We start from the raw sequence: 9507 nt of genomic DNA on the forward strand, positions 1-9507 counted from the left end.
AGATTAGAAAATACTATTTTTTTAAACATATTAGATAAGTTGGAGAAGGAGTTAGATGGAAGTGTTACCCTTACTACCAATGATTTTAAGAGATTATCCTCTTTAGATATTCTGTCTGGATTACAGGGACTAATGAGTAAGTATATCTCCTATTCATATACGGATCAAGATAGTAAAGAGTGTTTTACCATCTTCCCATATATCAACTTTTTTAAGCAAGTTGAAGATATCTTCTATGTCTCCATTCCACCCATGGTTACCAATGCCTTTAAAAACAATAGTATTGAAAGCTTTTTATCACTAAAAACTTTCTTCTACTTCAGAAAAAAATCCTCACACAACTTTTTTAACTTAGTTTTAAAAAATAATTCTGAAAACATAAATCTAACCTTGACCATTGAGGAGCTAAAAGAGATTTTTAATGTTAAAGAGGATGCCTATGATCGTTTTTTTGATTTTGAAAAAGCTCTGATAAAACCTTTAGTAGAAAATATTAATACCTATTCAAACTATACACTTATCTATAATAAGATAAAAAAGGGGGAATCTAAAAATAATAAGGTTACAGCACTGGAGTTTATTCTAAAGAACAACTCTCTTATTGAGAAAAGTGCTGAAACAAACTATCTGATTCAACTTATTAAAAATCATATTGAAGACTATAAAAAAGTTTGGGAAAGCATTAACTCCTGTATCAATGAGATTGGATTTATACAGTGCAAAAGAGCTATTCTATTTTTAAAGGAAAACAATTTGCTACTCTCTGATCAGGAACTGATAAACTATTTAAAACGAAGAGGGGAGAATATAGAGGAGATTTTACAACTTAATAACCACACTCTTATTAAAGAGAAAATATCTCTTTATAAGGATGTTCCAGCTTTTACTAAGACTATCTACAACATAATGATTAGCTATAATTTTTACTACTCTTTAAACTTTAAATTTTTAAAAATTATAAAGGAGTTTAAAGAGGGAGATACACTTTTCTATAGAGATGAAAACTACATTGTATTTGGTACATATATTGAAAATCGTGGAAGTTTTAAAATATTCCAAACTCAAAGTTAAAAGTGTATCAATACACTTGGCAAAATCGCATTGCTTTTTCTTTTAATAAAAATATATAATCTCAATATAATCACAACACTTTAAAAGGGGGGTTTATTATGTTAAGATATGAACTAAATAAAAATTTGGCTCAAATGCTAAAAGGTGGAGTTATTATGGATGTTACCAATCCTGAAGAAGCAATTATTGCGGAAAAAGCTGGAGCATGTGCCGTTATGGCATTGGAAAGAGTCCCAGCTGATATTAGAGCTAACGGCGGTGTTGCTAGAGCTTCTGATCCTAAAATGATTAAAGAGATTCAAAATGCTGTATCTATACCTGTTATGGCAAAGGTTAGAATTGGGCACTTTGTTGAAGCTCAGATTTTAGAGGCTTTAGATATAGATTATATTGATGAAAGTGAGGTTCTTTCCCCTGCTGATAACAGATATCATATTGATAAAACAAACTTTAAAACTCCTTTTGTCTGTGGAGCTAAAAATTTAGGTGAAGCTTTAAGACGTATATCAGAGGGCGCTAGTATGATTAGAACTAAGGGTGAACCTGGTACTGGAGATGTTATAGAAGCAGTTAAACATATGAGAGCCATGAATGAGGAGATTAGAAAAATCCAAGGTGCTTCATCTGATGAACTTTTCAATATATCCAAGGAGATTGGTGCATCCTATGATCTAGTAAAATATATACATGAAAATGGAAAACTCCCTGTTGTTAACTTTGCCGCTGGAGGAATTGCAACTCCTGCTGATGCAGCAATGATGATGCAACTTGGATGTGACGGTGTATTTGTAGGTTCTGGTATTTTTAAATCTGGAGACCCTTCTAAAAGAGCTGCTGCCATTGTTAAAGCTGTTACAAACTTTAATAATCCTAAAATATTGGCAGAGATATCCCAAGACTTAGGAGAACCTATGGTTGGTATAAATGTCTATTCTCTAGATGAGAAAAATAAGATGTCTGACAGAGGGTGGTAGTATGAAAGTTGGTGTTCTAGCTCTTCAAGGAGCTTTTATTGAGCATGTTAACTCTTTAAAAAAATTAGGGGTTGAACCCATTCTTATAAAAAATATTGATGACTTAAAAGATCTTGAGGGGCTTATTCTTCCTGGTGGAGAAAGTACAGCTATTGGGAAACTATTAATTGATTTAGGGTTACTCATTCCCATTGAAACCCTTATTGCTAATGGGCTTCCCACTTATGGAACTTGTGCTGGAATGATTCTTTTAGCAAAACATCTTAGCAATGACCATAGAAAACACCTGGCTACTATGGATATCACCGTAAAAAGAAATGCCTATGGAAGACAAAATGATAGTTTCTCAACTGAGGAAAATTTTAAAGGTATTGATTCCAAAGTGAATATGGTTTTTATTAGAGCTCCATATATTGAGAGTGTTGGTCCCAATGTAGAGATTCTAGCAAGAGTAGATTCTAACATAGTTGCAGCTAGAGAAAAAAACATGCTGGTTACCTCCTTTCATCCTGAGCTTACATCAGATTTAAAAGTGCATAAATATTTTTTAGATATAATAAAAGGAGCTAGATAACTAGCCCCTTTTTTATTACAATATGGACACTATATTTCCAAGGGATATCACTCCTTCATATCCCATAATAACAACTATAGCTATTCCAAAAAGTGTAAGGATAACTGAGTGTTTATAATCCCCTACTATCTCCTTTTTTCTAGAAGCAAGTAGTGTAATCCCTAGAGTTATTGGTAAAATTAAACCGTTTAAAGCTCCTGCTAATATCAGTAGTGAAACTGGTTTTCCAACACTTGCCATAACTAGTGTTGAAAGTAGTATGAATCCTATTATAAATCCCTTTTCATGTTGAAAAACAAAGGGAAAAAGTGTCTTTAAAAATGAGATTGAGGTATAAGCTGCACCCACTATAGTTCCTAGAGATGAAGCCAGTATTACCACACCAAATATTTTGTATCCTACAACTCCTGCCCCTTGCATAAAAGCTGAAGCTGGCGGATTCTCTGGATTTAATGTAGCTCCTGCTGATACTACTCCTAAGACAGCTAAAAATAAAACTATCCTTATAATCGAGGCTATGCTCACTCCTATTAGTAAACTTTTATCTATATTATTTAAATTTTCTTTTCCTTTTATATCTGCATCTAATAGCTTATGTCCTCCTGCAAAAATTATATATCCCCCAATAGTTCCTCCAAGTAAAGTCAATAATGAGAAACTTAAATCCCCATAAGATTCTGGAAATATAGCACTATAAGCTGCATTCAATACAGGGGGGTCACTCTCTAAGGCAACATATGATATAACTAAAATCATCACTATACCCAAAATTTTAGTGAACTTATCAATAATTCTTCCTGCATCTTTAGATATAAAAATTAGGGCTCCCACTCCACCAGCTAACAGTGCGGAGTATGTAAGATCAAGTCCAAATAGTACATTTAAACCTAGGGCTGCTCCACCTACATTTCCTATATTAAAAGCAAATCCACCTAATACTATTAAAAGAGCTATTAAATACCCCAATCCCGGTATAATTCTATTGGCTAAATCCTGTCCCCTTAATCCTGAAACTCCAATAATTCTAGAGATATTCAATTGAACTATTACAGTTATAACTATTGATACCAAAATTGAAAATGCAAAATTTTCCTTAAACTGCTCTGTAAAAATTGATGCTTGAGTTAAAAAGCCTGGTCCTACTGCGGACATCGCCATTAAAAAAGCGGCACCTAAAACAGCCCCACCACTCTTTGAACTCATATTTTTTTTCATAAAAAAATCCCTCCGTAAATTGTAACAAAATAACTTGCTCAGTTATTATATACCTTTGTTACCTCATTTACTAGAGGGGATTTTAATTATTTTATTCTTTTACATATATCTTAATTTTAAATAGATTCCTGCCACTACTAAAGTTTGTATAGCTATTAATGCTCCAAACTTTAAAAACTTCACAAAATCTATTTTACATCCTGATTTTCCTGCTACTCCAACTGCTACCACGTTTGTTGCAGAACCAAGAATAGAGATGTTTCCACCTAAACATGAACCAAAAGATAGTGCCCACCAAAGTGCATCTGTATGAACTCCTTTAAATGTAGGAGCCATAACATCTATAATTTTTGAAACTGTTGCTGCATTGGCAACGTTTCCTATTACTGATGTAAATAGTGCTGATAAAGTCATAACAGACATTGTTGCAAATTCAAAGTTTCCTTTAGTTAATGCGATCATTTTATCACTTACTATGTCTATTACATGAATTTTTTCAATTCCAAGTACCATCATAAATAATCCAATAAAGAAGAATAGAGTATCCCACTCTACGTGCTTAAATATATCTGCTGGTTTTTTCTTTGCTAATGTTACAAGTAAAAATGCTCCACTTAAAGCTATTATTGCAAGACCTTTATTTATAAAGTTATTTAATACAAATCCAAGAATAACTAGTGCAAATATTGTTCCCGCTTCTCTTAAAAGTTTTTTATCCTTTAAACTTCTACTTGGGTTCATCTCCATAATTCTAGCTTTTAACTCTGTTGAAACATGAAAATCCTTCCCATAGATAAAGTAAACGTTTGCCAATAGTATAATCATTGAAAGTATTGCAACTGGTGAAGTATTAAATAGGAACTCATTGAATCCTAATCCACTCTCATGCCCTATGATCAGTTGTGTTGGGTCACCAATCAATGTTGCTGTACCACCTATATTTGCTGCCATTATCTCAGTTATTACAAATGGGAATGGATTTAATTTTAACTCCCCCGCTAGTAATATTGATATTGGTGCCATCAGTAAAATTGTTGTTACATTATCTAAAAATGCTGAACACACTGCTGTTACTATAGCTAAGAAAACTATAAGTAAAAATGGCTCTCCTCTAACAAACTTTGCTAGTGTTATGGCAAACCACTGGAACACACCTGTTTCAGATATAAGATGAACTATTATCATCATACCAATTAATAAAAATAAAATCTCTAATCTACTTGCTATAGCATGCAATGCTTGTTCCTCATTGAATATACCTACCATAGACATAGCTAATCCACCTAGCATTGTTGCCCATGCTCCAGGTACTTTCTCCGTTATTATACAATAGAACACTGCTATAAAAATACCAAGCCCTAATATTAAGCTTAACATAAACCTTCACTTCCTTCTTATATATGTAATATTTTTCTTATAATATCTGATCTTAAAATAATTCCAAGATACTTTCCACTTTCAACAACATATATTCTAGTAACACCACGGTTCATAAATAGATATGATACCTCCATTAATGAAGCCTCTCTATCCACTGTTACAACACCCTCTCTTCTGTAAAGTTCTTCGATAGTTGTTGTTTTCTCATTGATTAGATAGTTTTCAAATGGCTCTCCAACAGTCATGAAGTTTAAGTCATTTAAAATAGTCGTATATTTAGGCATTCCAAAAGCTATAAGCTCTCTTTCAGTTATCTCTCCCAAAAAGTTATTATTCTTATCTACCACAGGAATTCCTGTTACCTTTTCCATTATTATTATTTTTGCAATGTCCTCTAGTGTATTAGTTTCTTTCACCGGTTTTGGTACATTAGTCATTAAGTCTTCAGCTGTAATGTTATGATCCACTTCAATATTGGCAGCTTCCAATATTTTTATAGTTTCAACAGGGTCTCTCTCCTCTATTATTCTATCTAAGACAACTCTGTTTTTTATAGCTAACTTGGATATACCTGACATAATTTTCAATATTTTTTTACCCTTTAAAACATCAGCAACAACTAAAATAACAATTTTTAGTTCCTCCTCTTTGTTATCAAGAGTTTTTACCATCACAGGCTTTTCTGGAAATCCAATCGCTACCAAAATATCATCGTAATGCTCTAATCTTGCGTGGGGAATAGCAATTCCATAACCTAAATATGTGGATGCTTCCTCCTCTCTTTTTAAAACAGCCTTTTTCATAAGCGTTTTTTCATTTTTCAATGTTTTGTTATTTTCAACAAGTTGATCTAAAAGATTTTCCACCAATTCGTTGATATTATTTCCCTTAATGTTTGGAATAATTACTTTTTCCGATAGATAGCTAGACAGCTTCATGGGAACACCTCCGTTTTTTTACACTTATTTATCTTTTGTTCATTTTTAGTATAGCACATTTTTTCAAAAAGTAAATACTTTTTGAACCGCAGGTCAATTTTTTTTTTGTTTTTTTGAAGGAACAGTTTTTTTTCTTAGTATAATAGATTGTAAAAATAACTTTATTTTAAAAGGAGAGATTTATTATGAAAAAATTATTAGCTATGTTAGCTTTATCTTTAGCAATGGTAGCTTGTGGAGAAAAACAAGACGCTGTTCCTAATGATCCAAATCCACCGGTTCAAACTACTGATCTTGCACAACCTGCTGAAACTTCTAGCACTCAGGCTACTGATAACGCAAGTCAACCAGTTGAAGCTATTGAAGAAACTGTTGTAGAGGAAGTTACTCCAGCTACTCCAGCAGAGGTTAAAGCTGCTGAGGAGGCTGCAGGTAAAGCCCCTGTTCAAGCTGTTGAAGAAACTGTTGAAGAGCAAGTTCAAGAGACTGTTCCAGCTACAACTACTCCAGAAACAAAACCAGCACAATAAAGATTTAACTTTTTCAATAAATTCCCCAATATATAAAAAATACAGGTTCCTATTGAGGACCTGTATTTTTTTCTGCTAGTTTTTTTATAAACTCTAGGTCTTCTATAGGTTTGCTAAAAATATATCCCTGTCCTACTTCCACATCCACACTCTCTAAAAAATTTAGTTGAGCCTCTGTTTCTATTCCCTCTGATACAATTTTAAGATTTAAATCTTTTACAAGCCCTATTAAAGCCATATATATATTTGATGCAACTAAGTCATCTTTGGTTCCCACTGCATCTAAAACCCCTTTATCAAATTTAACTATATCTAAAGGTAGCAGTGGTAATAAACTCACTGTTGAGTGTCCAGCTGTAAAGTCGTCCATAGCCAAAGCTATATTCATGTTTTTTAGCTCTTTTATCTTTATCAATGTTTTTTTCAAATTTGTTGAAAATATTGATTCTGTTATCTCTATCTCAATACTTTTTCCAGATACTCCATTTTTATCTAGTAATCCCCTTATATAATCCACTATATCATCTCTTTCCAAAGACTTCATAGACAGATTAAATGAGATTCTAAAACTACTATCTATTAAACCCATATTTTTTAATTTTTTTACAAATTTTATACTCTCTTTAGCTATCTTATAGTCAATTAGATATATTAAGTTGATCTCTTCAGCTATTGGTATAAACTCAGATGGATATACAGTTCCTAACTTTTTATCACTCCATCTTGCAAGGCTCTCTCCCCCTATAATTTTTTTATTTTTTATATTAAATTTAGGTTGATATACCCCATATAATCCATCCAACTCTCTATTTCTTAAAAGAGATTTTATTGAGTACTCTCTCTCCTTTCTTTTAATCAAATCTGGAGTTGCACCTATATAGCTAAAGTCACTATTTTTTTTCGCTTCCTCCATGGCCATACTGGCATATTTAAAAGCGGTCTCTAAACTTTTGTCACTATTTTTATAAAATCCTATACTTAAATCAACCTGATAACTTAATTTTAAAGAGTGTAACTCCTTTTTTAACTGTTCCAACCTTTCAAGTAGAAACTCCTCTTTACTAAAGATATTAAACTCATCTCCTGAAACTCTATATATATTTTGATCTATAAATATATTTTTTAAATACTGTCCAACTACTCTTAAAATATAGTCTCCAGTACTCTCTCCATACTTGTCATTAATCTCTTTAAAGTTATCTATATCTATCGCTATTGCATAACCTTTTATATCCCTTTCACTCTCCATAAAGTTTAAAAATTCACCTCTATTAGAGAGCCCTGTAGTTAAATCTTTTTTTAGTTCCTTAGTTATCTTATGGCTCACTAACATCCTATATATAGAACTCAGTCCCAATGCTACAGATATAGCTAATAAAAAATATAGAATTTTATTGGTGAATTGGAACTTTTGATATTCATTAAAAGCTTCCTGCTTTTTTATTATATCTGCTTCCTCTTTTATTCTTTTTAAATCAACACCATATTTAATACCCTTATCTATTATCTCTTTTAACATCTCATCACTCTTATGTAAACCAAAAGAGATTGGAATCTTCATAAACTCATCAACTCTAAATTTACTTGTATCCATTTTATTGATATCAAATAAAAATGCTGCATTTATTTTATAGTTATTTAGAGCTATTTCTAACTCATCATAACTTTTAAAAAATAGAATATCATCTTTTAAATAGTACTCTTGAGCAAAACTCTCCTCTATAGATCCCTTTACAACTCCAATTTTTGTATTGTGTGAGAAAAAACTAGAAACTTTATAGAGTGTTGGACTATATATTGGTTGTGTAAAAACAATCTCATCACTCCACTCATTATTTTCAGGAAGGGGAACTATTCTAATCTTCTTTTTTAAAAAATCTGTATATATATTATTCCAATTGTTATTCTTATCATTTATTATTTTAAAATTTATACCTGTTCTTTTGGAAAGTTTCTCAATAAAAAATGGGATAACTCCTATATATCTTTTTAAATTTTTTGAATAGTAACTCAATGTGTAATTTGGTTCTAAAGCGATTGTCACTTGGGAAAGGGTTGTCAAATATGCCCTCTCCTCCTGTGACAATGAGTTTAAAAAGTTATTTTTATATATTATATTAGCTTGTTTTTGAAGGTGCTGTACAATCTTTCCTTGATACTTTTCTAAAAGGGCGTTATTTATGATATCAGCTAAGTCTCCTAAGTTTTTCTTTAGCCCTATGGTTGCGTCAGGTAAATAACCTATTTTAATGACATTTTCCCAAGCATATATATTGTATTTAGTAGTTAAAAATATCTCATCCTTTTTAGAAAGACTATCCTCTACTTCTATCAGATTAACTTTTATATCATTACCTCTTAAAAACTTTTTTAAGTACCCCTTATAGATAGAGTCTTTCGTAATAAATATATCTTTTCCTTCTAAACTTTTTAAATCTTTTGGATCAAATTTTGTATTGTCAGTTGATGCTAAATATATTGAATCATCATATAGAGGCAAGCTAAATATACTATTTTCTTTTCTCTCTTCACTCTGGGTTATTGATCCTATAATATCTATCTCTTTTTTATTATACATAGATAGTATCTCATTCCAATTTCCCTTTATAACTTTGATATTAAGTCCCAAATAGTTTTTCAATAGATCCTCTATAATACCATTTAGTGACTGTGAATCTATTATTATATTATCAAATTCCGATATTTTTAAACCTAAAATTAATTCTCTCTCTCTATAACTCTCTAAAATTTTTTCCTCTTTTGTATTTTTAGGTATATAAATTGTAGCAAATAGTAGTTGAGTTAAAAGAAAACATAATATAAAA

8 protein-coding genes are annotated in these 9507 nt (G+C 31.4%); 4 read left to right on the forward strand and 4 right to left on the reverse strand.

The features are described 5' to 3' along the window. The 3 genes from ACMOUI_RS07070 to pdxT form a co-directional block, all read left to right on the forward strand. Positions 1-1071: hypothetical protein (locus tag ACMOUI_RS07070; protein ID WP_418965027.1), on the forward strand; the 1071-nt coding region annotated here is incomplete at its 5' end. 98 nt (positions 1072-1169) lie between these two features. Next, entirely contained in the window at positions 1170-2045 is an 876-nt protein-coding gene (gene pdxS, locus ACMOUI_RS07075; RefSeq protein WP_418965028.1) for a pyridoxal 5'-phosphate synthase lyase subunit PdxS, read from the forward strand. A gap of 1 nt (position 2046) precedes the next feature. Further along, positions 2047-2619 carry a pyridoxal 5'-phosphate synthase glutaminase subunit PdxT gene (gene pdxT / locus ACMOUI_RS07080; RefSeq protein ID WP_418965029.1) on the forward strand — a complete coding sequence of 191 codons (573 nt, stop codon included), beginning with the start codon at positions 2047-2049 and terminating at the stop codon, positions 2617-2619. A 15-nt stretch (positions 2620-2634) separates the two neighbouring features. On the opposite strand, the gene ACMOUI_RS07085 is transcribed toward pdxT, so the two are convergent. The 3 genes from ACMOUI_RS07085 to ACMOUI_RS07095 all read right to left on the reverse strand — a co-directional run bounded on the left by ACMOUI_RS07085 (position 2635) and on the right by ACMOUI_RS07095 (position 6152). After that, entirely contained in the window at positions 2635-3834 is a 1200-nt protein-coding gene (locus tag ACMOUI_RS07085) for an NRAMP family divalent metal transporter (protein ID WP_418965030.1), read from the reverse strand. A 99-nt stretch (positions 3835-3933) separates the two neighbouring features. After that, positions 3934-5211, reverse strand: coding sequence for an ArsB/NhaD family transporter (locus ACMOUI_RS07090; protein WP_418965031.1), 1278 nt, complete (start codon positions 5209-5211; stop codon positions 3934-3936). 17 nt (positions 5212-5228) lie between these two features. Next, positions 5229-6152: a CBS domain-containing protein gene (locus ACMOUI_RS07095; protein ID WP_418965032.1), complete on the reverse strand. Its 924-nt coding sequence runs from the start codon at positions 6150-6152 to the stop codon at positions 5229-5231. A gap of 185 nt (positions 6153-6337) precedes the next feature. Here ACMOUI_RS07095 and ACMOUI_RS07100 point away from each other — a divergent pair, with 185 nt between their 5' ends. Beyond that, positions 6338-6682, forward strand: coding sequence for a hypothetical protein (locus tag ACMOUI_RS07100; RefSeq protein ID WP_418965033.1), 345 nt, complete (start codon positions 6338-6340; stop codon positions 6680-6682). A gap of 49 nt (positions 6683-6731) precedes the next feature. Here ACMOUI_RS07100 and ACMOUI_RS07105 read toward each other — a convergent pair. Beyond that, positions 6732-9507, reverse strand: a 2776-nt coding sequence (locus ACMOUI_RS07105) for an EAL domain-containing protein (RefSeq protein ID WP_418965034.1), incomplete at its 5' end; no start/stop codon positions are given.

It is taken from the genome of Cetobacterium sp., from assembly GCF_048470075.1.
Classification (GTDB): Bacteria; Fusobacteriota; Fusobacteriia; order Fusobacteriales; family Fusobacteriaceae; genus Cetobacterium_A.

Coding starts and splice junctions, on each gene's coding strand:
- pdxS (WP_418965028.1), top strand. CDS start 1,170: ATGTTAAGATATGAACTAAATAAAAATTTGGCTCAAATGCTAAAAGGT.
- ACMOUI_RS07100 (WP_418965033.1), top strand. CDS start 6,338: ATGAAAAAATTATTAGCTATGTTAGCTTTATCTTTAGCAATGGTAGCT.
- ACMOUI_RS07090 (WP_418965031.1), bottom strand. CDS start 5,211: ATGTTAAGCTTAATATTAGGGCTTGGTATTTTTATAGCAGTGTTCTAT.
- pdxT (WP_418965029.1), top strand. CDS start 2,047: ATGAAAGTTGGTGTTCTAGCTCTTCAAGGAGCTTTTATTGAGCATGTT.
- ACMOUI_RS07095 (WP_418965032.1), bottom strand. CDS start 6,152: ATGAAGCTGTCTAGCTATCTATCGGAAAAAGTAATTATTCCAAACATT.
- ACMOUI_RS07085 (WP_418965030.1), bottom strand. CDS start 3,834: ATGAAAAAAAATATGAGTTCAAAGAGTGGTGGGGCTGTTTTAGGTGCC.